Source organism: Lactobacillus acidophilus (assembly GCF_034298135.1).
Taxonomy (GTDB): Bacteria; Bacillota; Bacilli; order Lactobacillales; family Lactobacillaceae; genus Lactobacillus; species Lactobacillus acidophilus.
The window spans coordinates 479,603-503,722 of sequence record NZ_CP139575.1 but is presented as its reverse complement, the minus strand read 5'-3'; the positions used below and the strand labels follow the sequence as shown (position 1 = coordinate 503,722).

Below are 24,120 nucleotides of genomic sequence, written 5' to 3'. Positions count from 1 at the left end.
AAAAACTACTTATTTGCACGTGATACATATGTACCATCAGAAGTATTAATAGTTAATACGTCACCTTCATTAATAAAGAATGGTACGTTAACTACTAAACCAGTTTCCATAGTAGCTGGCTTACCACCACCTGATGAAGTATCACCCTTAATGTTAGGTTCGGTCTTAGCAACCTTCAAATCAACTGTATTAGGTAATTGGATACCCAAAGTTTCACCTTCGTGAGTAATTACACTAACAACCATGTTTTCAAGTAAGTAGTTAGCTTCATCACCAATTTGTTCATTTGGAATAGCCAATTGGTCATAAGTGCTAGTATCCATAAATACATAACTTGAACCATCATTGTACAAGTATTGCATTGACTTAGTTTGAATATCTGCAGTTTCAACCTTAGCAGTTGAACGGAAAGTATATTCTTGTACAGCACCTGTTCTCAAACTCTTAAGCTTTGAACGAACAAAAGCACTACCTTTACCTGGTTTTACGTGTTGGAATTCTACAATACGCCATAAATCGTTATTGTATTGAATAGTCAAACCATTCTTGAATTCGTTTACTGAAATCATTGTCATATTAAGTCCCTCATTTCTACTACTATATCTTACCAATCTTAAACAGATTTGGCTATAACTTCAGCCTATTAAAATGTTATCTATAAAGAAATTAATTCATCTTTGGGCAAAGTTGACAGAGTTTCTGGTGTTTCACCATTCACTAAAATATCGTCTTCAATTCTAACTCCGCCTTTATCTGGTAAATAAATCCCAGGTTCAACTGTATGAACCATATTGTTCACCAGTTTAGTAGTTCTGAATGGCAAAGCCGGTTGACATAATTCGTGAATTTCTAGACCGATTCCGTGACCAATTCCATGGCCAAAATATTCTCCATATCCTTGTTCAGTAATGTAATCACGTGCTGCTTTATCAACATCACGACCAGTATTGCCTACTACTGCAGCTTCGATGCCGCGACGTTGTGCTTCATGAACAATATTATAAATTTTATGCATTTCAGAATCGACTTCACCTAATGCAACAGTTCTGGTTATATCTGCAGCATAACCATGATAAAAACTACCAAAATCGATAACGATCATGTCGCCTTCTTCAATTTCTTTATCACTAGCAACACCATGAGCCCAAGCTGAACGTACTCCTGAAGCAATAATGGTTTCAAAATCTGGGCCATCGCCACCATTGACCTTAAACAAATAATCCAATTTCGCACCAACTGCTCGTTCTTTTACTCCTGGCTTAATCATTGGTAAGATTGCTTTAAAGCTTTCCATGGAAATATCGATTGCTCTGCGTAATGCAGCTATTTCAAGTTCATCTTTAACATTACGAACACGTTCAACTAATTCTTCAACCATTTCAAATTTAATATCAGGATTTAATTCCTTCAATTTTTCATATTCGCTAGCTGAAACAAATTCACCCTCTACTAAAACTTTCTTAACGTTCATTTTTTTAAGTGCTTTAGTTAGTTCTTCATAATCACTTGAACGTTTCATTACTACATTCAATTCACCGGGAGCCTGGGCCTTAATTTGTCCTGCAAATCGTGAATCTGATAAAAGAGTACGATCACCATTAGCATTTAAAATAAGCTGTGCTTCTTCACCAGTAAAGTTAGTTAAGTAACGATAATTTGCTTGATTAAAAATAATCATTGCATCAGCATCATGTTCTTTAACTAAAGAGGTAACTTGATCAATTCGATTATTAATTAAAGTAAGTAATTCTTGTCGTTCTTCCATGCCCTAGACCTTCTTCATATTAATTTTTAATTAATTATACTAAAATTATATAATTTAATACACAGAAAAGGCATGAAAAAAGGCGGGTGGCTCAATGCTACTCGCCTTATTCTTCTTATCTGAATTACTTAGCTTCTTCAGCTGGGTATACAGAAACTTGCTTCTTGTACTTGCCAAGACGTTCAAACTTAACAACGCCGTTAACAAGTGCAAATAAAGTGTCGTCTCCACCTTGACCTACGTTCTTGCCTGGGTGAATCTTAGTACCACGTTGACGGTAAATAATTGAACCTGCGTGGATTTCTTGACCGTCACCAGCCTTAGCGCCTAAACGACGACCAGCTGAGTTACGACCGTTGGCAGTAGAACCGCCCCCCTTGTGGTGGGCAAATAATTTCATACCTAAAATATTCATATTCATTTCACCTCTGAATTAAGCTTCAATCTTTTCAACTGTAACCTTAGTATAAGGTTGACGGTGACCATACTTGCTGTGTGAGTGCTTCTTAGGCTTGTACTTGAAAGTTACAACTTTCTTTTCCTTGCCTTGCTTTTCAACTTTAGCAGTTACCTTAGCACCATCTACTAATGGAGTACCAACCTTAACATCGTCACCATTAGCAACAAGGATAACTTCGTCAAAAGTTACTTCGCTACCTTCTGCAGCATCAAGCTTTTCTACAAATACGCTGTCGCCTTCTGCAACTTTGTATTGCTTACCACCGGTCTTAATAATTGCGTACATTTGTACACCTCCGAAAAAATACTTAGACTCGCCGAACTGGGGTGCTTCTTACTCAAGAAGTCTTCTAACCCTAGCCGTGCGGTTGCAGATGTGGAGGTCTCCACAAATACAACTCCTATATGATACAACGCTTTTCAATTGATATCAATAATTTTAAAAATTTAGTTTATATCCCCCATTGACCACCATGAACTTTAGCTACATTTTCAGTAATAATAAATGCATCTTGATCAATTGCATGAATTTTAGAAATCAATGGACCATAATCACGCGTATCAACCACGATTAACAACTGACGTTTATCTTCATCGCTATAGCCACCAACAACATTATAAATTGTTAATCCTTGATACTCGTCTTTTAACATATCCTGAATTTGTTCAAGATATTTATTTGACATAATACGTACTTGATACTTTTTATCAAAACCAGTCTCCGTGTAGCGCATCGTAATTGCCGTAACTACTTGTGACAAAGCTGCTAAAAGAAAAGCATTCCAACCATCTACGAAAATATTCAAGAAAATTATAATCATGTCAATAATTGTAAGCGTGGTTGCTGGATTCAAATAAAAATACTTTTTTAAAATCATCGGTGGGATCGTTGTTCCACCACTTGATGCATTAACACGATAAAGAAGTGAAATACCAAATCCCATTAAAGCTCCACCATATATTACAGCTAGCAATTTATTGCTAGTTATTTCAAAACTAGGGGTAATCTCCATTAAGATTGGTAATAACAAACTACCTGCTGCCACATTTTTGGTTACTTTTTTACCTAAAAAAATTGCGGCTAATATCAGCATTAAACCATTAACAATAAAAACAGTTATTGAGCGGTTAACTCCCCAAACAGCATCAATCAAAATTGAAATACCGGTAGATCCTCCAGCAGCAATATTGATTGGTCCATAAAAGAAATTAATTGCTATTGCTATAATTTCAAGTCCCGCTAAAAATACTAGCCCTTTTATCCAGGAACGTTGTTTAATGTTTTTCATCAGTAAGCGTCCTTTCTTTTAGTTAGTAATTCTATTTTAACGAAAAAATATATCTCGCCACAACAAATTAAAATAATATTAATAAATTATTTAATTTCTTCCTGTTTATATTCAATTGATTGAGTACCCTCATATGCCGGTAAGCCATTTTCAGCTCTGTAAAGTGCCCGTTCAAATGAACGATATCCTTTAGATGAAGAAACCGCAAATTTTACTCCATATTTAGAAGCAAATTCTTGAATATTCCAAGTTGCGTCATGAGCAGCATATGCCGTCATCAAAATCACAATATCAAGTTCTTTGATTTGTCTTTCCATGACCTTCTTTTTACCTTCAAAGGCATCGATCGGAATAGGAATACCATTATATCTAGTGACTATCCCCTCTAAAATCCCTTCATTTTGGTTGTCACCAATAGCAATCCCAACTCTTTGATAGTGAAGATTCATATCAAGTTTAGTAAATTCTTCTTGCTTACTATCCTTACTTTTATCTTTCTTTTTATAGGATAAATCTGATTGTTTGGGAGGATCAACTTGATAAATCCAGCGAATTTGAACCGCATCACTAGGATTTTTCTTAATTCGTACATCACCTGTATACCAGGCCAAATCCACAATAGAACCATCCTCAAGATGAATATTTTCACCTTGATAATAACTAGAATCGACCGGAATAGTAATATCTTTGCCGCGAATACGTAGTTTTTCACCTTTAATATTACGAGTAATTGCTAGTTGTCCTGCTTTACCTTGAACAACAGCATAACGAAATTCTTCAATTGGATCATAATCACGTGTTCTTAACTTACGATAACCTACTACTCTTAGTACTTCAGCTTCATAATTAGGATTATTTTGGGTTTCAATTGCTTCAACAATATCACCACTCTTTAAATTAAGTGAGTGAATTTGCGATTCTTTTATTCGGTAAACAATTTGTCCATTATCATTAATCAAATTACAACCAGAAAGAGCACGAATAACTGTATAACGTCTACCTTTTCGATAATCTCTTTTAGGCTGTTCTTTCGGCTTCATTGCTTCTTCAAAAATTTTTTTATTCACCGCATCTTTAGTTGTCTTAGATTTTTGAATCGCTTGATCTAATCTGCCCAAAACACTTCCATAACGTTTACCAACACCAGGTACAAAAGTTAGTTTATGTAATGCTTCAAGAGATTTCTTTTTAGCAGTATCATCACCAGGAGTTTCAATTAATTCAGTTAAGCCTAATAAAAGTTGCTTAAATTGCTTTAAGTCAGCATTTCTTTGTGCAATCGATTGTGTATTGACTATTTTCTTAGGCTTAGAAGGAATATTTTTAGGCTTTTGCTCTACCTCTCCACCTTCTGCCATTGAAATGATTGCTTTAATTGCATTCAAACTGTTGGCTAAACTCTTATCATCTGCGTCAGTTTTATTCAAAATCACTTTAATATTACTTCGATAGTCGTACATATTTTCACCACTTTTATTTTTTACTGAAATATTATATTACTTACTTTTTATAATTTAAATAAGTAATTGCGTTAATGATATCAAGTGATTATAATTTTATTAAAATTATAATTTTTAAGGAGGAACACTCATGGCTAAAACTCGTCCTGAAGACTTAGATTGGAATAACTTAGGTTTTAAATATCATGATTTACCTTTCCGCTGGGTTGATAAATTTCAAGATGGTAAATGGCAAGGCGGACAATTAACTTCAGATTCTACCATCACATTCAATGAAGCTGCTGAAGAATTACATTACGGACAAGAGATTTTCGAAGGTTTAAAAGCTTATCGCAGAAAAGATGGCGGTATTAACTTATTCAGACCTGATCAAAATGCCAAAAGAATGACGAAATCAGCTGAGCGTCTTTTAATGGAGCCTTATCCAGAAGACAAATTTATTGAAGCAGTCAAACAAGTTGTTTTGGCCAATCAAGAATTTGTACCTCCATATGGATCTGGCGGTACACTTTATCTCAGACCATTTATGATGGGAACTCAATCTATTGTTGGTGTTGCTCCATCAGAAACTTACGAATTTAGAATTTATGCTACTCCTGTTGGTGCTTATGTTAAAGGGCTTAACCCAATGCCTTATGTAATTAGTGACTATGATCGTGCCGCACCTTATGGTACAGGTCAAGCTAAAACAGCAGGCAATTATGCCAGCAGTTTAATGCCTTCACTCCTAGCTAAAAAAGCTGGCTTTGCAGATGCATTATATTTAGATCCTAAAGAACATAAATATATTGATGAATTCGGTGGTGCAAATTTCTTTGGCATTACTAAAGATGGTCAATTCCAAACACCAAAATCAGATTCAATCTTACCTTCAATTACTAAACACTCTATTTTAAAAATTGCTGCTGATCTTGGCCTTGATCCTATTGAGACTAAAATTCCAATTGATAACATTGATCAATTTGCAGAAGCCGGTGCAATGGGAACAGCTGCCGTTATCTCACCTGTTGGTTCACTTACTTACCAAGATAAAAAATATAGTTTCGGTAATGAAAAAGAAGCTGGTCCAATCACCCAAAAATTATATGATACTTTAACAGGTATTCAATTTGGTGATTTAGAAGATAAATATAACTGGACAATTAAATTAAGTTAATAAACAAAAAAAGTGACCTTTTGCATAGCAGAGGATCACTTCTTTTTTGTCTAGGCTCTCCATTCTCCGCCTTGACCGTATGAATGCTTGCCCAATTCATTAATAATTACGTGGATGTGTTCCTTTGGAGCCCCAGTATTCTTGTGAACCGCTTCAGTAACATCCTTCATCAAGTTAGTAATTTGTTCGTCTGAACGACCTTTGATTAATTCAATATGTACAAATGGCATAATTACCAACTCACAATCTTTATAATTTTTTCTTCAATTATAACAAAATTGCAGCTGTAGATTGAACTCATCTTTAATATTTTCGCTTACCATGCTGATAAACTTGCTTATCAACTTGCTCAACAGCCGTTACATCAGTTAGTGGATTATTCTTTAATACTAAAAAATCTGCATATTTTCCAACTTCAAGCGATCCATAATTTCGATCAATTTTTAATAATTCAGCAGATCCTAATCCTGCAGCACGTAAGGCTTGGTAATTGCTTGTACCAGCTCTAGTTAATTCTTTTAATTCTTTAGCAGTATCTTCTAATGGATTCATAAATGTGCCTGCATCGGTTCCTAACGCTAATTTAACACCTGCTTTAATTGCTTTACCAACATGTTCATAAAATGCCTCTACATGCTGACACATCTTCTGATATGAAAAATCGGTCATTTTTCCTTTACCATATTCCACAATTTGATGTCCAGCAATTAACGTTGGTGATAAAAATGTACCTTGTTTTTTCATTAATTCAATATCTTCATCACTTACATAAAAACCATGCTCAACAGAATCTACTCCGGCAACAACAGCATAATGAATTTCCATTTTTCCTTCTGCATGTGCACATACAGTCATGTGCTTAGAATGTGCCTCTTTAACTGCCATTTGCATTTCTTCCAAGGAAAGTTCCGTATCATCTATTTAATCACCTTGTGACATAACACCACCTATCGCCATTAATTTAATATTTTCAGGGCCTTTTTTAAACTGCTCACGCACTGCTTTTCTCACATCATCTGGTGAATTAACCAAGTGAGCAACATTTAACTTATTATCTTCCAATGGCTGATCAGCATGGCCACCTAATATAGAGATTGGCATCCCAGCCGGTTCAATTTCAGGTCCTTCAAAAGGATATGCATCCCTCATTTTATTTAGCTTAACATCAACATCAAAAGCTACACCACAGCTTCTAATATATGTAACGCCCCCACGTAATCCACTTTTTAAATCTTTTAAGGCCTTATAAGTAACCAAAGTTTCAGTCTCAGGATAATGTTCTTTGGCTGCATTAACCAACCCTACATGTGTATGAGCATTAATCAATCCAGACATTACATATTGACCATGCAAGTCAACATTTTTATCTTCCTTCGGGTTTGTCCCTGTTCCCACTTGGAGTAACTTACCCGTTTCTTCGTCAACTACGAACCATGCCTTATGTAGCAATTCATCTTTTGTCCCTACAAACAAATTACAATTCTTAAAAACTGTTTTACTCATTCTTCTATTCTCCTATTTGGTTACATATGTATTTCTAAAATTAAAGTTCCCACTAGTGAATCCTAAATTATGAACATTTTTCTAACCATCCATGCTTGTCCATCATGATATAAAGGTGTCAGCGGCTGTTGCGCATCTAATACTTCTTCTGCTTTTACCAAACTCTCTAATCGTTTATTGGGATTCATTTCTTCATTCGATTCTCTTAAGTATTGATCAAATTTGGATCATTATAACTAGTCGTCAATCCTGTAAAGCCAATATCATAATTTCCATTCAACATATTACTTACACGAGTAGTTTTAGGCATTGATTTAACATTAATTACCATTTTTTAGTAAATGTACTCTCTAATTGACTTTGAACATATTCCATTACTTTTTTAGAAACAACATCGTCATCACCAGCTAAAGTAAACTCCACTTTTGATTTACCCAATTCTTTTAATGCCAGATTTAATAATTTTCTTGCTTGCGCTTTATCATAATTTGTATATTTACTAGTCGCATTAGTTTGTGCAAAGTATTTATTAAAATTTTTACCATCTACAGTTTCTTGCGGACCTGTAAAAGTTGTTGCTGGAGTATTAGCTCCGCCAACTGTTGACGCTAAAACCTTTCTATTTAAGGCCATTGAAATTGCACGTCGCAAGTTAACATTAGCCAAATCCTTATTTTTAGTGAGACTATAAGTCAAATATTCTGTTCTATCTAATTTGAATACACGATATCCTTCTTGATGTTTTAACTCTTTTGAAGCTTGTGTATCTAAAAATGCACCGTCTAAGTTTCCTGATTGGTAAAGATTATAGTCAGTAGACGGAGTTTTTTGAACACTATAATTAATAGTGTTTAATTTGACATTCTGTTTATCCCAATAATAATTATTTTTCTTTAACTTCCAATTTAAATTAGATCCAGTCCAACCGCTATTAACAAATGGGCCATTATATACTACATATTTTGAAGCTGTACCATATTTTTTCCCATATCTTTTTGCTACTTTTTCATTTACCGGGGTTCAATTTGATGCTGTCATCGTTTTAAAATATGGTACCGGATGCGTAAGATGAACTACTAAAGTATGTCTATCTTTAGCCTTAACTCCTAAATTATGAGGTGAAGTTTTACCAGCCACTACTTCATTAGCATTTTTAACTGCTTGGTAGATATTTTGTTGTTGCGATTGTGTTCGTGGATCTAACGTTCTTTGTAATGCATAAACGAAATCATTAGCAGTAACTTGATCTCCATTACTCCATCTTGCATTCTTTCTGAAAGTAAATGTCCAGGTTTTGCCGTCTTTACTTGCTACTGATTTAGTTGCCACACCTGGTTTTACTTTTCCATCACTATCTAAGCGATTTAAACCTTCAAAAACATTATCGGCTTGCTCACCACTTGTCGTATCAACCATTTTAGTTTGATCAAGTGTTTGAATTTCTGACGTTGTCATCCAAGATAAGGACCTATCATATTTTTGATTCCCTGATGAATTATTTGAACAGGTAGACAAAACCGCTGTTACACTTGTAGTAACCAAACTACTTTCCAACAATTTTAACCACTTTTTCATATAACATCCTCATTTCTATTCTCCCTTAGCTTGAATAAACAAAAAACGCCCTACTAGGTTAAATTAACCTAATAGGGCGTTTTGACGCGGTACCACCTATTTATTCATCAGCAATTGATACTGATCTCATGCACGTGCGGCTCATCATATAGACAAGCGATACGTCGCCGCTGTATAGGGCGGGCCCTGAAAAGACTAAATATCGTCTCTTCAGCTCAAAGGTGATTTTTGCATAAGATCTCATTATCTTTTTTCCACCACACCAAAGACTCTCTGAAAACTTAATCTTAAGTTACTTTCCTTATCAAAGCTAAATTATTCTTTATCAAAAATAATATTGTCACAATTTAATAATGTGTCAATACTTTTTCAATAATAAAAGAACTACTTCCATTAAAATTACTCAAAAACTTCAGCTGCAGCAATAACTTCAAGTACTGATTCATCTACTTTATCCCTGCCATACGCATCAAAAAAACGATTTCGATACTTATTGGTTTTTAAATTAAACCACAAAGTCCAGGCCCCCCAGAACAGATCTATGTGCCTATCACCGACACCACTGCCACCAACATCAATAAAACCCGAGAAATTCCAATTTTTGAGAATAATATTAGGTAAACAATAATCACCATGAAGCAGGACTTTATCTCGTAAAGCATTTTTTCCTGACATTAAAATGTCATAGGCTTCTTTAGCTGAACTGTATCCAAAACTAGGAAACTGCGATTGATCATAATTCCCCGTATGATAATTCTTTTCAGCTGTAGCAAGATAGTTTATTGTTTTATCCATAACTGGACAGTCAGTATAATCTGTTTCATGCAATTTTCTTAATTCACATGCAATCGTATCACATAAACGTTCAGGGTTTTTAAGATACTTTGGATACACGCAATCTTCTCCGCCAACGGCAGCCGTCAAGAGCCAATCATAATCATTAGAAAGATAATTCAACACTTCTGCGCTAAGGCCTTTTGAATAAAAATATTCTGTCATTTGGGCTTCTTTTTCAAGTTTTCCAATTGCCGAACGCTTTAAATAATAGCCATTGTCCTTATCAATAAAATAAACCCTTGCTTCAGGAGAAGAAGAACTATCATAAATTTTCGCTCCAGAAATAAAGCGATAAATGTCTAACGGAATATTTTCTGGAACTTTAGTTAATATTGTTTTCTGCATTTTTTACCCTAAAAAGCTCCACCGCCGCTTCCGCCGCCAAAGCCGCCAGATGAACCTCCAGAAAAGCCGCCTGAACCACCTGAAATAGGCGAAGAACCAGCTAAAACGCCACTAGTGAAACTACGTTCAAAACTTTTTTCGAAACTATCGCTATTAGTATATAAGGGTGCATAGATAAATACTGAACTGCCTAATTCTGCAGCATCAAATTCCATCTTAAGATGTTCAATAACCTTCTTAGATAAGCCAAAAGCAACGGCATATGGTAAGATATCTTCCCATAAAATTATGTCGCCGACATCCTTCATCTTAAAATTACCAATATCATTAAGCATTTTCTTAAACCCATGTACTTTATTTGTTTCTAAAGCACCCTCCTGGTTATAAATACCTACTCTTGTATTACTGATAACTGTAGCGATAATGGCTAAAACAAGCACAACAAACGATATCCATATCAATGAGCTTAACAAACGTGGCATTGTATCAGACAAAAATAAGTTAATAACACCAGTAATTCCACTGATTGCGATAATTAAAATTAAAGTGCCTACACTTTTATCTTTATACTTCTTAGCCGCCTTATCAAAGAAGCGATTTTCTACCAAAGCATAGTGATTATTACTCCATTTATCAAACTTTTTACCTAAGCGCTTAGAAGTATAATTTCTTAATTCCTTAGTAATAAATGATCTACCATCACCCACATTTTTAAATAGAAATTCAAGTAACTCATCATTTAGAATACTATCATCAACTAAATTAATTCGATACTCGCTCTTTTTTAAATGCTTACTCTTATACTCTTCAATCTCGATTTGATGTTTACCAGCTAATTGCAGTAAATACGCAGTAAAAGCCTTGGCATCAGGTTTAGCATTACGATCAAGAACTTGAGCCACTATTGGACTAACATCAGGAATTTCATAATTGTGAGCTAAATCCCGAATCTTCTTTGGTTTGACACCTTTGGGTTTGACTAAAATGGCTTTGATTAGCGCAAATAATCCACTAATCAATGAGATTACAAATAACCCCCAATTAATATACGTTTTTCTTTGTCTTCTTTTATTAGCCTCAATAGCTAATTTAGCCTCTTGCTTTTCAATAGCTTTCTTTTTATTTTTATTAACAAAATTCATATTAGCAGAAGTTACAGATGGACTGAAAATAGAGTGGACTTCAATCCCCATATCTCCTGGTACATTGTTAGCAGTCATGATAATTTTACCTTGATTAGGTAAAACTTTAGTTTGACCATTTAATGGACCATGGGCCCATGCTTTTAAATCTGGAACTTTTCCTGGGAAAAGTACAGTTACTTTAGCATAATCAATATCTGTATCCCAGCCATTACCAATAATCTTAAAATTTAATTCGGCTGTATCTTTATAATTAGTGATAGCACTCAAAATTCTGTATGAATACTCTATTTTAACTTTATCATCTTCATTAATTCGATGAAAAACTTTAAAACGATATGATTTTCCTTCTTGAGTAAGTTGATAAGTATTATTTTGACCACTATTTGACAAAGAAATATTTTTATTATTGACCTTAACTTGAATATCGCTTAAGTTCTGGTTTTTATTTAGATTTTGTTTATAAAAAACTCCGTGCGCATCACTGGCAAAATCATATTCAATCGTGCGTTGCATTGATAATGAACCATCACGATTTACCTTAGCAATAACATCCATATTGTTAATGCTATAATCTACATCTGCACTAACTTTTTGAGTAAAAACTGTTAGAAAACTCAATACACTTAATATTACAATTAAGTTTAAATATTTTCTTTTCATTTTTCTGTCCTCAATTATTTAAAAAATCATCGATTAATCCTAACGCTTCTTTCTTATGCTCTCCTTTAAATTCATGTCCTGCTCGTTTAATAATATGCAACCGAGAATGCTTAAATTTTTTATTTGCTTTTTCGGAATACGTTTCCGGCACAATAATATCATCTGAACCGTGAAGTATTAAGACTGGGCCATTATATTTAGTAGCAGTTTTTAACAAATTATATTTAAATAACTTTTCAAAGTAAGTTTTTCCAACAGTAAAGCCAAATAAATTCAGAGTATCTGGCACCTTTTTAATTGATTTAAATGCAGCTTGCGTATAATCAGTGATTGAAAATGCCGGATAAAGTAAAATTAGTGATTTAACTTCTTTAGGATATTTTGATGCAAGCATTGCAGACACTGCTCCACCTTGACTCTCACCTAATAAGGATACTTGCTTTGGATTTACATCTGTTCTATCTTTGATCGCTTCTAAAACAGTTTTTAAGTTTTGTTCTTCTGTAAAAATTGACATGTTCAACTGTTCTACACCTGTACTGCGTCCATTTTTAGCGCCACCAGGATAGTCGAAGACATATGCTACATAGCCTTGTCCTGCTAGATTTTTAGCATAATCAACCAAATCATGGTAATTACCTGCTAATCCGTGTGACAAAATAACAGCTTTTTTCTTACCAGCTAGATCTTTTGGTACATATATTCGACCATAAATATTCACCCCATCTTTATAAACATTCCAATCGTGTTCTACAACTTGATATTTTGCTTTAATTTGCTTTATTTTCTTATTTTTTTGTTCAACTTTAATTGGTTTATCTTTAGACTCAGACGCAGAATTATTCATCATGCATCCCGTTAAAGTCATAGCTAGACTAACCAAAAAAATATATAAAAATCTTTTTTTCAAAATTTAATTCACCTTTTTAAGTAATCACCTAAGCGTTTCTTAGGTTAGTTATAATTATACAAAAAGTGCGAGCAAATTCTCAAAAAAGAATTTACTCGCACTTTTAACTTTATAATCTTTATTTTTTAAAAGTTAGCTGCTTTTACATACAAGCCCTTACCAATACGGTAATATGATTTACCATTAATATTAAACTTTGAACCATAAGTCTTGATTGGTGTACCTTTTCTTAAAACTCTCCAGTTAGCACGTCTACCTGAATGGTTATAAATGTAAGCATTATGTTTCATTACTCGAGAATTTCCCAGGACATTGCTTGCCATTACGTAACGATCATCACCAACTTTAAGAGCTGTCTTACCATTATCCAAAGTTACAGTTGAACCATAGTATTTAATACCATAGTAAGCTGCGTAATAGCCACTTTGACGTTCACCCTTCTTATTGTAAATGTATGCCTTCTTCATAACATAACCTGAAGTTTCTGGTTCAGATGGTGTAGCAGCTGATGAAGAATTATTATTTGTTGTAGTGTTATTAGTTGAAGCTGAATTAGAATTGCTTGATGAAGGTGCTTGGGAAATAGCACCATTATTTGTAGTAACATCTCCATCAATTGATAATGGAAGAACTGCTACATTACCATCAACACTTAATCCACGCCAGTTATCAGTAAATTGCCAAATTGAAACACCTTCCATAGATGGGAAATAATTAAAATTAGGATTATCAATTCTACCTGAAATAGCGTATGAGGCTACCCACAAAGAATTAGGGTACTTAGCAATTACGCTATTAGTATCAATTTGATTTTGTAAAACTGATGAACTTGCGTAAAGAAGTGGCTTATAACCTGCCGCCTTAATTTGGTCCATAAAAGCAATGATAGCTTGAGCAGTAGGAGTCTTACCACCATAAATATTATTACCTTGACCGGTTTCGTAGTCACAAGCAATATATGATCCCTTAGGAAGACCAAATGCTTGAGCAGCCTTAATTGCATAATTTGCTTCTGCAACAGCAGCACTTGTATTAGAACTGAATGTTGCAAAGTGATATGCCATTGGCATCATATTATTAGAAAGAGCAGTTGAAATTTGACTTGATGCTTTAGGGTTTCGGTATGATGTTCCTTCACTTACCTTAACAATAGCAAATTGTGAACCAGCTTGTGCATGACTTGATAAATCAGCACTTTGGTAACTTGCTACATCGACACCAAGAGCACGTGCTACAACTGATGTAGTTGCTGCCTTAACGGTAACTTGCGGCATATTTACTTGGGTTAATGCTACACCAGCAGTACCAAGTGCAGTTGCGCATGCTAATTTAATAACCAATTTCTTTGTTGTAGTCAATCTTCTTTTCCTCCGCTATGTGAAATTCACTTGTTATTCACATTTGTTTATCTTCATATACGAAATCAAATTTAGAATAATATCGTTTTAAGTATTAGTCAACCAATTACACTCTAATGTAAGAAGAGATTAATATTTGTCACAATTTTGTATTGTACAATTTGTAAGATAATATAGAAAATTGAGAAAAATTATCATTAAATTAATATTTACGGCAAAACAAATAATTAATTCAAAAAAATTCAAATTTTTTCAAAAATATACTTGCTTTTTAAAAATCTATCCCCTATAATAGTTTATGTTCTGTTGAGGACATACAAACATACACGATGGTCTGGTAGCTCAGCTGGATAGAGCAACAGTCTTCTAAACTGTGGGTCGTGGGTTCGAATCTCACCCGGATCACTAGAATAGCAACGCTTGAGGGCGTTGCTTTTTTTGTGCTTACATGTAATTACAAAAATGATTCTTATCACAAACTGTAAATTAGGCATCCTTTTTGTTATAATACCTCAAAATAAAACAGAGGGAGAGAGTGGAATGCAAAAGTCACGTTCGTGGTCGAACATTTTATTAAAAACACTAGTATCGTTCATCGGGGTCGCTATTTTATCACTAGGAACTACTTTTTTAAGAGGTGGAAACGTCGGCCTTGATCCATTTACTGCCGTTAACACTGGTATTTCTAATCATTTAGGAATTGGATTAGGCGTATATCAGTTATCAGTTAACTTAGTAATTTTTATATTTATTATTTGGCTTGATCGTAAGCAAATAGGTATCGGTACCATTTTAAATATGGTATTAGTCGGTTTTGAAATTCAATGGTTCACTACACTCTATCATCAATTATTTGGTTATCGGACCAGCTTTTTGATTGTAGCAGCCGATACACTTATTGGTTTACTTTTATTTACTCTAGGTGCTTCCCTTTATATGGCACCAGATCTTGGAGCGGCTCCTTATGATGCGATTGCCCCTATCATTAGTAGCAGAACCAAACTATCTTATAAAGTTGCAAGAATTATTCAAGATATTTTGTTCATGGTAGCCGGTTTTATAGCCGGTGGTCCAGTTGGTTTCGGTACGATCATCGTTGCCTTCTTCACTGGGCCACTTATCTCTTGGTGGAATGATCACCTTTCCGATCCAATGGTTAAAACCATTAATGAAGCAACTCTTCCACGTGAAGAAAAGCAGCATAATGCAGTTACTGCTCTGCTATCACATATCGGTAAAAGAACTTATCATACTGTAGTACATGCCTTTAACACAACAGAAGCACTTCAAGGTAATCTTAAAAATGCAAAAACTTCAGATTTAAAAACACAACTCAAAATTGTTCGTCGTAATATGACTAATTCTAAAGAAATGTATGATTCATTCGTTGAACAATATAATCTGATTGAAAACGAATTAAAGAAACGAACTTCCGGTAATCACAAGAAAAATCGATAAATAAAAAGCCCCGTAATTAGGTCATCCTAATCTCGGGGCTTTATCATTGTTTATGTTTTTTATTTTGTCAAAAAGTCACCAACAAGCTTTAATACTTTTGGCCTATTTTTACCAGTAAACAAGTGACCTTCTCCTTCAATCAAATGTAATTCACTCTTTGGCAAAAGTGTATGGAACTTTCTTGAAGCATCTGGAGATGATTACTAGTATTAAAAATTACACTTTATAATACACCAAATTAACTTCGGGATCAGTTTAGCAATAATCAAGTAATATATCTATTTCATTATAATTGAATTGTTTTATTGCCTTCGCCTATATATAACTTTCATCTTGAGGTATTTTAGTACGCTTCCTATTTCTGAAGTATAATTAACCTATACTATTAGAAAAGAGAAAAAATATGAAACTTACAGATAAAATTAAACGAGTAGTAGCAGAATATCGCTCTGGTTGTAAAAAAAGTGATGACTCACGTGACAGCGATCTACCACACGATATCCCTGAAGTAGAACGCATTGATAACCTACCTTACGGCCCAGATGAAAAATGGCATACATTAGATGTTTACCTTCCTAAAAAAACAGATAAACCCTTCCCTGTAATTATTAATATCCACGGTGGTGGCTGGATCTATGGCACTAAAGAAACATATCAATATTATGGCATGAGTTTAGCTAAACGTGGCTTTGCCTTTATCAATCCTAATTACCGCCTAGCACCTGAAAATGCGGAATTTCCTGAAGAATTAGATGACGTTGATCTTTACATGCACTGGGTTGACGACCACGCTGAAGAATACCGTTTGGACAGAAATAATGTCTTTATCATTGGCGACAGTGCTGGTGGACAAATGGCTGAACAATATGTAACTATCTTGACTAATCCAGACTATGCCAAATTATTCCCATATAAGCCTCTTAATCTGAAATTTAGAGCTGCAGGACTTAACTGTGCTGCCTCATTCATTTTGACTCCCAATACTTTGCAAGGAATTAGCGGCTTATACTTCACCAAAGATGCAGTTAATAAGTATCATGAACAATTAGATGTTGAAAAATACATCAACCACAATTTCTTACCAACATTTTTAATTACCTCAAACAAGGACTTCTTGCACGACATACAATTTACCCTCTTCGGTTTTTTACTTGGTCGCGGTGTTCATGCTATCTGTAAGTCATATGGTGATTCAGACAACCCACGTGGTCATGTTTTCTTTGTCAATCAAAAAGACCGTATCGCTGACATTGCTAATGATGAAGAAATCGAATTCTTCAGAGAACATATGAGTAAATAAGGAAAGAATTATGATTAAATTTTATGGCTATAGTCGCTGCTCTACTTCAAGAAAAGCACGCAAATGGATGGATGAGCATAACATTAAATATGAATTTCAAGATTTAGTTGAAACTCCTCCTAAAAAAGAAGATTTAGTTAAATGGCTGAACAAATATCAAGATCGCGGATTGCGTTATTTCTTTAATACAAGCGGTCAACATTATCGCCAGCAAAAATTAAAAGATCAAATCCCCACTATGACAATTGATGAAGCAGCTGAATTAATGTCACAAGATGGCAAACTGATCAAAAGACCACTTGTCGTCGACGATAATCACTTAACCTGCGGATTTAAAGAAGATATCTTTGAACAAACTTGGTTAGCATAAGAAAACGGACTCGAATACGAGTCCGTTTTTATTATCATCTATTATTCAAATAAATCTCACGATCAAAAATCTGTTGCATTTCTTCATTAAAATTGTGTGCAATAAAAACAATTGTCGCATCTGTTTTAACTAGTTTTTTCAAAATTTTCATTGTTGCAGCTTGATCAATCGCACTTGTTCCCTCGTCAATTAAGATTAATTTGCTTTGATGAACCTTACTTCTAGCAAGAACAATCTTCTGACGCTGGCCTCCTGAAATATTAAGTTGATTTAAATCAATTTTCGTCTCAATCCCATTAGGAAATTTCGTTATATCACTCACCAGCTGTACTTCTTCCACTGTTTGGTTAACCAACCGCTTTAACTTCTCATTAAACATCGTTATATTTTCCGCAATCGTAGCAGGGAAAAGCACAGGAGTCTGTGGTAAATACCCTATTTCGGCTAAATCGGGTTGGATAAGTTTGCCATTTGAATCAAAATATTGAATCTTACCACTTGTTGCCGTTTCTTCTCCTAAAATCAGCTTAAACAAAGTACTCTTTCCTGTTCCACTATCACCTGTAAGCAGAATTTTTTCACCAGCATTGACCTGAATATCAGGAAAGGCAACTTCTTCACCATTCTCAAATTTAATTGCTAAATTTTTAGTTGAAAAAGCAACCGGTTGCTTAAAATTATGATCTCTTTCATTATTAATCTTTTTTCTGGCTTGCAGGATCTTTTCTCGTAATTCCTTAGTTGCTTTCATTCGTCCACCATAATTAGCGATTCCTTGAAGTGAAACAAACATAGCTGAACTAAAGTTACCAATACTGGCAATTAAACCAAAAGCAGCCCAATTATTAACTACTAAAAAACCCGTCAATAAGAAAATCAATGCATCCCCAACTGAATAGGCCAATTGATTTAAATAATCTAGCTTTTGATCCACCTTTTGTTTTTGGATATTGGCATTTTCTAATCGTCCTGAATCTTTAGCAATTACTTTAAATAATTTTTCCCCAGCCAAATATCTACGTAATTCTGACAAACCAATAAGCCAATCACCCAGTGTTTTCAAATACTTCTTATTAGCATCAGATACCAAATTAGTAGTTTTTCTTAACTGCTTGTCTATTAATTTGGGTAAACATATTTGGACTGCTGCCAAGACTACACAAGCTACCAATAAACTCCATTGAAATGTAAAGAGCATCAACGCCACACTAAATACACTAACTAACATCCCTGCAATATAACGAAACGAATTTAAATAATCATTATGAAGTAAGGTTAAATCGTTAGTCATTCTACTTTGTACATTACCTGTATGGTGACTCTTACCATCTTCAAAGTAATGATCTGTTATCTCTTGTCTAATTAAGTGTAAATAATTTTGAATATGCTTTTGCCACATGATCCCAGCAATATTATAGGAAAGATATAAAATCACATAACAAATTACTTGCAGGCTAGTCCAAAATATAAACATCTGTAAATTATGACCACGTACTGCATTAAATTGCAAAGTTAAAAAGTAAGCTACCCCTATTTCAAATCCTGCACCTATCATTTGCAATAAAAGAGCCACACTAAAATGCCAAGGATTTAATTTAAATAATTCTTTCCAACTCATTATTTGCCCTCCAAGTAAATTTTACGATCGAATAATGCTTTTTGCTCTTTAGTCAAATTATGAGCAATCATCAAAATAGTTCTATCCGTCTGCACTAAATTTTGCAAAATCCTTGTTGTCGCTGCTTGATCAATTGCACTAGTAGCTTCATCTAAATACAAAATCGGTTTTTTATGGATCAGCGCCCGCATTAAAACAACCTTCTGTCGTTGCCCCCCTGAAAGAAGATCATGTTTCACTTCAATCTCAGTAGCCAATCCATCTTTAAAGCGTTTTTCATCTTTGGCAAAAATATTATTTCTAACTACGTCTTTAACCTGATCTTTTAATTGGGCATTAAACATCGTAATATTTTCCAAAATAGTCGCATCAAACATAGTTAAATCCTGCGCTAAATAGCCAATTTGATTCAAATCTGGATGAATAATTTTTCCCGTTTTATCTTTATATAGCACTTCACCAGTTATTGGTTGAATTTGGCCCAGCATTGTTTTTAATAAAGTAGACTTACCAGTGCCACTATCGCCTGTAAGTAATACTTTTTCGCCGCGCTTAATTACAAAATTAGGATAAGTAATTTTTTCTCCATGCTCATATTGAATTGCTAAATTTTTCACTTCGACCCTATCAATTTCAGCAATTGAATCAAATTTTTCATCAGCATTAAGTTTTTGTAATTCGGCCAGATGATTTCTTAAAGTACTCGTTGATTTAAGCTGAGCATACTTGGTTACACAACTATTCACGCTATAAAAAATTCCATTAGCAAAATAGCCAGCAGTTAAAATTGCCCCCAAGCTTACTTGATGATTGAAAAACAAAACTCCTGCAAGCACCGGTACGCCAACTCGACCCATAACATCAAAAATGGCTGCAACCATTTCAACATAAATTAATGTCTTATCACGCTGAAATTCACTTTGTTCAAGCTGACGACTTGATTCGCTAATTTTCTTTTTCAAGATATTTTTATTCTTATATCTTCTAAGTTCTTCAAGACCATTGAACCAATTTTCAATTAAGTTTAAAAATTGAGCATTCTTTTCAGAAACTTTCTCAGTAGCTCTATTTGTATATTTTTCTAACAATTTTGGAACAACAATAGCCAAAAAAGTAATTAAAAGACTATATGCCACAAGTAACCAATGAAAGGTAAATAAAGTACCAATTGTAAAAAAGACATAAATTAAATCACACGCAAAATAAAAATAAATATCATAGTAACTTGATTGAATAGTTTGTAAATCATTACCCAAATGATTTTCCATTTCAGCTACTTGGGCAGGCTTTTGATAATAATGTCTAACCATATTTTGGCGAACTTGATGGAATAAATTTTGCGTTTGTTTGGTATTTTGCACGCTGGCAATATTAAAACTTGAATTACAAATCTGTCCAATTATGAATTGACCCGCGATTATTTCAATAAATAAAATAAATTTTCCTTGTGAAATTGCATCAAGTTCTGGACTAGTTAAGTAAGTATAAAGCGTAGTTGCAGCCTGTGTAAGCGTGATTAAAAACAGTACTAAAAATGCACGCTGATAGTTTGTTTTGAGATAATCTTTTAAACCCATTATTTTCCTCATTATTCTCTGTATGACAAATTGACGAATAGTTTTACATCCCTAAACTTGATTTGTCGCAAAGAAAAAGCACTGTCCATTCGCATTCGAATTAACAGTGCAACAAATAAAGGTCGATTTTAATAAAAAATCGCCTTAGATTCGTTTACTGCTAATACTGATTGCGAAAAAATGGGTACACCAAATAAGGTGCAAAAGTTTACTTTTTTCTGCTTAACAAATCAAGTATTAGAGATTCAATAAACGAATCATATGGCAATTTCCTCTTATTTCTATAATTTAATTAAAACTATATCATGTTTTTTTATTTTACAAGACTTTTTTATTTATCTTCGTCTAAATATTTTTGTAAAACTCTAAATACGCCATTCTCAGTATTTGCCGGTGCAACAAACTTAGCATGTTTCTTTACCTTATCCATTCCATTAGCCATTGCATATGAATATTTAGCAAAATCAAGCATTGGAATATCATTACCGCCGTCGCCAAAGGCAATCAAATCATCACCACTCATCCCCATCTTCTTCAGTAGACGTTCAAGACCACTTCCCTTACTTACACCCTTTACATTAACATCAATAGCAAAAGTGGCGGAAGCAAAGGCAGAAATCTGATTAATGTGCTTTTTATTAAATGCTTTTTCAATCTCCGGTGCTTTTGAACTATCCATATTAAAAGTAATTTGGTAAATATCACTTTTTGGCATGTCATTCCAATCATCAACGACTGCACTATTACCAGCAAAGTAAGCTAAGAAGTCACGTTCATCTTTATCAATTTCGCTGTGCAAATATGCAATATCTTTTTCAAAAACCATCGTTGCCATCTTGCCATATTTAGCTTGAACTTCTGTAATAAAATCTAAAACATCTTGTCTAGCTAACGGATAACTGGCTGCTTCTTTACCTTTAATAATCAAACGGGAACCATTTAAAGTTACAAAATCCATTCTATCTGCAAAACCTGCAAAGTCTTGTTTTAGTCGTACATATGGTCTACCCGAAGCAACAATAAAATGAACTCCTCTTTTTTCAAATTCAGTTAAAAGCTGATCAAATTGTTCATGATTAAATTGCTTTCTATCATCTAAAAATGTACCGTCCATATCTACAGCAACTGCCTTAAATGGTAATGTCATTCTCTTCACCTCATAAAAATATTTACTAAATAATCTTATCATTTATTATCAGCTAATAAAGTTGAAAATTTTGTTAGATTAGTATTAAGATTGATTTAATGAAATATATACCCAAAAATCTACAGAAAGGATACTAATATTATTATGAAACCAGAAAATTTAAAGAAATTATTACATAATCGAAATAAAATTAAACATGAAAATTCGTATATTAAAGAAGATAAATTAAATCTAACCTATGTAAAAATAAATGATTTAAAAAATACCAAAAAAGCCACAGCCTTTAATATGGTTCGAAATAAAGCAATTGATAATCAATTAAATAAATATTTACATCCTAATTCCATTCACATTCGTTTGAAGCCATATTTTGAAGATAAAACTTTAATACACTGGATTGGTATTTTAGGAGACGTGACATTACCAAATAGCACTAACTTAAATGGCTCATTATTAATTGACAAAATATCTTGTTATCCAAATATAGAAATATTAGATTATCATGCATGGTTAAATATTGATCATATTAAATATATTGGTCATCAAAAACAACAATTGGCTATCGGTGATTACATTGAAAGATTTAGTTTAGTTAAACAATACGGTCAAGGTAAGTATGGTCTAGACGCAACTTTTATTAAAAAGGCCGGTATTTTCATTGGTACTAACAAACCAGAAACCCTAGTCAGCAGTTATGATCGCCAAGATTCTTGGGTAGTTGAGTTAAATAATAACAACTTAACTAAAAAGAATTATGAAAATAACTATCTAACTAAAAATATTAAAGATTTTGCGACTACTGGTGCGCATGTTGATGCTAGATTTCAACCAAGTCGTTACAAGAAATTTCAACAACGACTTGAAGAATTACAACAAGGTAAATCAGAAGATGTATTACCTTTAATTGATAAAACTAAAAAAGCATATGTAGCAACTGTCGTACGTAGTCATGCTGTGGAAATTCCTTCTATTTCACACAAAATGCCACAATTAGAAGTTAAAAATGTAATGGTTAAAGATAGCAATAGATTAATCTTCGCTAAATATTATTTGCCTTATGTAATTGATATTAAAGTACTAGGTGAGTTAAAAGCGGGAGATATTATTCAATTTACTAGTGAAGCTACTCCATCTAATACTGGAACTTTCAGTAAAGTTACTGACTTCAAACTATTAACTAAACATGATTTTACACCGCTTCCATCCAACCCCAATGCCTTTCTTGGCTATATAATGTGGCGCCACCCTGAAGAAGGTGAATCCAGTTATATTGCTAATTACCAAAACTGGGCTCTTGTAAATCAGGTTCATACCGAAGAAATTTTAAACGAAATAAATTCTGCTCGTCCTACCACTAATCTTTCAGAACTAGAATTAGCTAATAGTTTAAATATCGATAAAAAATGGGTAGAAAACGCTAGAAAACAAGGATTAATCAAGCCAATCACCGATACTGGTTTAACCAGAAGATACAATACTACTAATTGGAATATATTACGCCAAGTAATCGGTGCACAAGATAGATCAGCGGTAGAGCACTTAAAACAAATTATCTCTGTATATACGACTGAAGATCTAATTAAAAAAACCGGTGTTGATCGTAGTGAAGTTGAAACCAGATTAAAACAAGAAGAACTCTTCCCGCTTAATGGGTTACACTATTCTATTAATCTTTATGGACCAAAAGTTCTAGATTTATTTAAAGCGCGTAAAAGAGTACGCAACCTTCTTCCTAATAAGACTAATGTTGTCACTAAACGCGAAATTCCAGTTAATAAAAAAATGGTCATTCCTGAAAAAAGCACTAAAGAAATTGAAAAAACAACAGATTATGAAACTAAACCAGTGGCTCAATTATCAGAAAAACCACAAAATATTTCAGATAAAAAAGAAAAAACGGTTCAACCAAAGGAAAATATCGCAACAACTGATTCAATTAAATCGATTACCCAGATTCTAATTACTACTTTTGATGAAACCAATTATGAATATGTGACAGATAATCCTAGAGGCGAAATTACCAAAATTATGAATTTTGCAGAAAAGGCTACTATTAATAAAATGTTGTCAGTTAAGAACATATCTACTGGTGAAGAAGAATTTATTTCTGTTAAATCGATTATGAAAATCAAGCAAAAATAACCGTACATACTAAAACAGATACTCCTAAATCTTAGAAGCATCTGTT

The 24,120-nt window shown here is 33.7% G+C and carries 19 protein-coding genes, 1 tRNA gene, 3 pseudogenes and 2 other annotated features; of the genes and pseudogenes, 6 read left to right on the top strand and 17 right to left on the bottom strand.

Translation table 11 applies throughout. From position 1 onward, the window contains the following. Positions 1-5 precede the first annotated feature (5 nt). The 6 genes from efp to SO785_RS02165 form a co-directional block, all read right to left on the bottom strand. Positions 6-575 carry an elongation factor P gene (gene efp, locus SO785_RS02190; RefSeq protein WP_003547948.1) on the bottom strand — a complete coding sequence of 190 codons (570 nt, stop codon included), beginning with the start codon at positions 573-575 and terminating at the stop codon, positions 6-8. 80 nt (positions 576-655) lie between these two features. Continuing rightward, positions 656-1,765: a M24 family metallopeptidase gene (locus SO785_RS02185; RefSeq protein ID WP_003547949.1), complete on the bottom strand. Its 1,110-nt coding sequence runs from the start codon at positions 1,763-1,765 to the stop codon at positions 656-658. Positions 1,766-1,889: 124 nt separating this feature from the next. Then, positions 1,890-2,180: a 50S ribosomal protein L27 gene (rpmA, locus tag SO785_RS02180; protein WP_011254420.1), complete on the bottom strand. Its 291-nt coding sequence runs from the start codon at positions 2,178-2,180 to the stop codon at positions 1,890-1,892. An 18-nt stretch (positions 2,181-2,198) separates the two neighbouring features. Beyond that, on the bottom strand, positions 2,199-2,510 hold the full coding sequence (gene rplU / locus SO785_RS02175; RefSeq protein WP_003547952.1) for a 50S ribosomal protein L21: 312 nt from the start codon (positions 2,508-2,510) through the stop codon (positions 2,199-2,201). Between the two features lie 14 nt (positions 2,511-2,524). Then, positions 2,525-2,604: a sequence feature (ribosomal protein L21 leader region), on the bottom strand. Positions 2,605-2,676: 72 nt separating this feature from the next. After that, a complete protein-coding gene (locus SO785_RS02170) occupies positions 2,677-3,513 on the bottom strand; it encodes a YitT family protein (RefSeq protein ID WP_003547954.1) in 837 nt (278 codons plus the stop codon). A gap of 86 nt (positions 3,514-3,599) precedes the next feature. Further along, positions 3,600-4,973, bottom strand: coding sequence for a DUF2325 domain-containing protein (locus SO785_RS02165; protein WP_011254421.1), 1,374 nt, complete (start codon positions 4,971-4,973; stop codon positions 3,600-3,602). A gap of 130 nt (positions 4,974-5,103) precedes the next feature. Here SO785_RS02165 and SO785_RS02160 point away from each other — a divergent pair, with 130 nt between their 5' ends. Then, the gene (locus SO785_RS02160; RefSeq protein ID WP_003547958.1) at positions 5,104-6,129 is read left to right on the top strand and encodes a branched-chain amino acid aminotransferase; all 1,026 of its coding nucleotides are present in this window, start codon (positions 5,104-5,106) and stop codon (positions 6,127-6,129) included. A 50-nt stretch (positions 6,130-6,179) separates the two neighbouring features. Here the strand turns inward: SO785_RS02160 and SO785_RS02155 are convergent, their stop codons facing one another. From SO785_RS02155 to SO785_RS02125, 7 genes and pseudogenes are all read right to left on the bottom strand, one after another. Further along, positions 6,180-6,359, bottom strand: a complete 180-nt coding sequence (locus SO785_RS02155; RefSeq protein ID WP_003547962.1) for a 2-hydroxymuconate tautomerase — start codon at positions 6,357-6,359, stop codon at positions 6,180-6,182. Between the two features lie 73 nt (positions 6,360-6,432). Then, positions 6,433-7,632 (bottom strand): annotated as a pseudogene (locus SO785_RS02150) (amidohydrolase family protein). 12 nt (positions 7,633-7,644) lie between these two features. After that, a pseudogene (locus SO785_RS02145) lies at positions 7,645-9,207 on the bottom strand (peptide ABC transporter substrate-binding protein). Positions 9,208-9,276: 69 nt separating this feature from the next. Next, positions 9,277-9,524: a binding site (T-box leader), on the bottom strand. 82 nt (positions 9,525-9,606) lie between these two features. After that, the gene (locus tag SO785_RS02140) at positions 9,607-10,389 is read right to left on the bottom strand and encodes an aminoglycoside 3'-phosphotransferase (RefSeq protein ID WP_003547977.1); all 783 of its coding nucleotides are present in this window, start codon (positions 10,387-10,389) and stop codon (positions 9,607-9,609) included. A gap of 8 nt (positions 10,390-10,397) precedes the next feature. Continuing rightward, positions 10,398-12,194 carry a DUF2207 domain-containing protein gene (locus SO785_RS02135; RefSeq protein ID WP_003547979.1) on the bottom strand — a complete coding sequence of 599 codons (1,797 nt, stop codon included), beginning with the start codon at positions 12,192-12,194 and terminating at the stop codon, positions 10,398-10,400. A 10-nt stretch (positions 12,195-12,204) separates the two neighbouring features. Next, positions 12,205-13,104, bottom strand: a complete 900-nt coding sequence (locus SO785_RS02130) for an alpha/beta hydrolase family protein (protein WP_011254425.1) — start codon at positions 13,102-13,104, stop codon at positions 12,205-12,207. Between the two features lie 125 nt (positions 13,105-13,229). Further along, positions 13,230-14,462 (bottom strand): GH25 family lysozyme, encoded by a 1,233-nt coding sequence (locus tag SO785_RS02125; protein WP_003547983.1) that lies wholly within the window; start codon positions 14,460-14,462, stop codon positions 13,230-13,232. 331 nt (positions 14,463-14,793) lie between these two features. On the opposite strand from SO785_RS02125, the gene SO785_RS02120 reads away from it, so the two are divergent. Both SO785_RS02120 and SO785_RS02115 read left to right on the top strand, forming a co-directional pair. Continuing rightward, positions 14,794-14,867 (top strand) — tRNA-Arg (locus tag SO785_RS02120). Between the two features lie 135 nt (positions 14,868-15,002). Continuing rightward, the gene (locus SO785_RS02115) at positions 15,003-15,920 is read left to right on the top strand and encodes a YczE/YyaS/YitT family protein (protein WP_015613384.1); all 918 of its coding nucleotides are present in this window, start codon (positions 15,003-15,005) and stop codon (positions 15,918-15,920) included. Between the two features lie 59 nt (positions 15,921-15,979). On the opposite strand, the pseudogene SO785_RS09620 reads toward SO785_RS02115, so the two are convergent. Further along, positions 15,980-16,117 (bottom strand): annotated as a pseudogene (locus SO785_RS09620) (alpha/beta hydrolase); the annotation flags it as partial. Positions 16,118-16,323: 206 nt separating this feature from the next. Here SO785_RS09620 and SO785_RS02110 point away from each other — a divergent pair. Both SO785_RS02110 and SO785_RS02105 read left to right on the top strand, forming a co-directional pair. After that, positions 16,324-17,220 carry an alpha/beta hydrolase gene (locus SO785_RS02110; protein ID WP_003547989.1) on the top strand — a complete coding sequence of 299 codons (897 nt, stop codon included), beginning with the start codon at positions 16,324-16,326 and terminating at the stop codon, positions 17,218-17,220. Between the two features lie 10 nt (positions 17,221-17,230). Then, complete coding sequence (locus SO785_RS02105) at positions 17,231-17,590, top strand: arsenate reductase family protein (protein WP_011254429.1); 360 nt, start codon at positions 17,231-17,233, stop codon at positions 17,588-17,590. Between the two features lie 34 nt (positions 17,591-17,624). Here the strand turns inward: SO785_RS02105 and SO785_RS02100 are convergent, their stop codons facing one another. From SO785_RS02100 to SO785_RS02090, 3 genes are all read right to left on the bottom strand, one after another. Further along, complete coding sequence (locus tag SO785_RS02100; RefSeq protein ID WP_003547992.1) at positions 17,625-19,208, bottom strand: ATP-binding cassette domain-containing protein; 1,584 nt, start codon at positions 19,206-19,208, stop codon at positions 17,625-17,627. Beyond that, the gene (locus SO785_RS02095) at positions 19,208-20,785 is read right to left on the bottom strand and encodes an ABC transporter ATP-binding protein (RefSeq protein WP_011254430.1); all 1,578 of its coding nucleotides are present in this window, start codon (positions 20,783-20,785) and stop codon (positions 19,208-19,210) included. The genes SO785_RS02100 and SO785_RS02095 overlap by 1 nt, the downstream gene beginning before the upstream one ends. 331 nt (positions 20,786-21,116) lie before the next feature. Continuing rightward, complete coding sequence (locus tag SO785_RS02090) at positions 21,117-21,932, bottom strand: Cof-type HAD-IIB family hydrolase (RefSeq protein ID WP_011254431.1); 816 nt, start codon at positions 21,930-21,932, stop codon at positions 21,117-21,119. A gap of 144 nt (positions 21,933-22,076) precedes the next feature. Between SO785_RS02090 and SO785_RS02085 the strand changes: the two genes are divergently transcribed. After that, on the top strand, positions 22,077-24,074 hold the full coding sequence (locus SO785_RS02085; RefSeq protein WP_021874107.1) for an ABC superfamily ATP-binding cassette transporter ABC protein: 1,998 nt from the start codon (positions 22,077-22,079) through the stop codon (positions 24,072-24,074). Positions 24,075-24,120: the final 46 nt, after the last annotated feature.

Coding starts and splice junctions, on each gene's coding strand:
- efp (WP_003547948.1), bottom strand. CDS start 575: ATGACAATGATTTCAGTAAACGAATTCAAGAATGGTTTGACTATTCAA.
- SO785_RS02185 (WP_003547949.1), bottom strand. CDS start 1,765: ATGGAAGAACGACAAGAATTACTTACTTTAATTAATAATCGAATTGAT.
- rpmA (WP_011254420.1), bottom strand. CDS start 2,180: ATGAATATTTTAGGTATGAAATTATTTGCCCACCACAAGGGGGGCGGT.
- rplU (WP_003547952.1), bottom strand. CDS start 2,510: ATGTACGCAATTATTAAGACCGGTGGTAAGCAATACAAAGTTGCAGAA.
- SO785_RS02170 (WP_003547954.1), bottom strand. CDS start 3,513: ATGAAAAACATTAAACAACGTTCCTGGATAAAAGGGCTAGTATTTTTA.
- SO785_RS02165 (WP_011254421.1), bottom strand. CDS start 4,973: ATGTACGACTATCGAAGTAATATTAAAGTGATTTTGAATAAAACTGAC.
- SO785_RS02160 (WP_003547958.1), top strand. CDS start 5,104: ATGGCTAAAACTCGTCCTGAAGACTTAGATTGGAATAACTTAGGTTTT.
- SO785_RS02155 (WP_003547962.1), bottom strand. CDS start 6,359: ATGCCATTTGTACATATTGAATTAATCAAAGGTCGTTCAGACGAACAA.
- SO785_RS02140 (WP_003547977.1), bottom strand. CDS start 10,389: ATGCAGAAAACAATATTAACTAAAGTTCCAGAAAATATTCCGTTAGAC.
- SO785_RS02135 (WP_003547979.1), bottom strand. CDS start 12,194: ATGAAAAGAAAATATTTAAACTTAATTGTAATATTAAGTGTATTGAGT.
- SO785_RS02115 (WP_015613384.1), top strand. CDS start 15,003: ATGCAAAAGTCACGTTCGTGGTCGAACATTTTATTAAAAACACTAGTA.
- SO785_RS02110 (WP_003547989.1), top strand. CDS start 16,324: ATGAAACTTACAGATAAAATTAAACGAGTAGTAGCAGAATATCGCTCT.
- SO785_RS02105 (WP_011254429.1), top strand. CDS start 17,231: ATGATTAAATTTTATGGCTATAGTCGCTGCTCTACTTCAAGAAAAGCA.
- SO785_RS02100 (WP_003547992.1), bottom strand. CDS start 19,208: ATGAGTTGGAAAGAATTATTTAAATTAAATCCTTGGCATTTTAGTGTG.
- SO785_RS02095 (WP_011254430.1), bottom strand. CDS start 20,785: ATGGGTTTAAAAGATTATCTCAAAACAAACTATCAGCGTGCATTTTTA.
- SO785_RS02090 (WP_011254431.1), bottom strand. CDS start 21,932: ATGACATTACCATTTAAGGCAGTTGCTGTAGATATGGACGGTACATTT.
- SO785_RS02085 (WP_021874107.1), top strand. CDS start 22,077: ATGAAACCAGAAAATTTAAAGAAATTATTACATAATCGAAATAAAATT.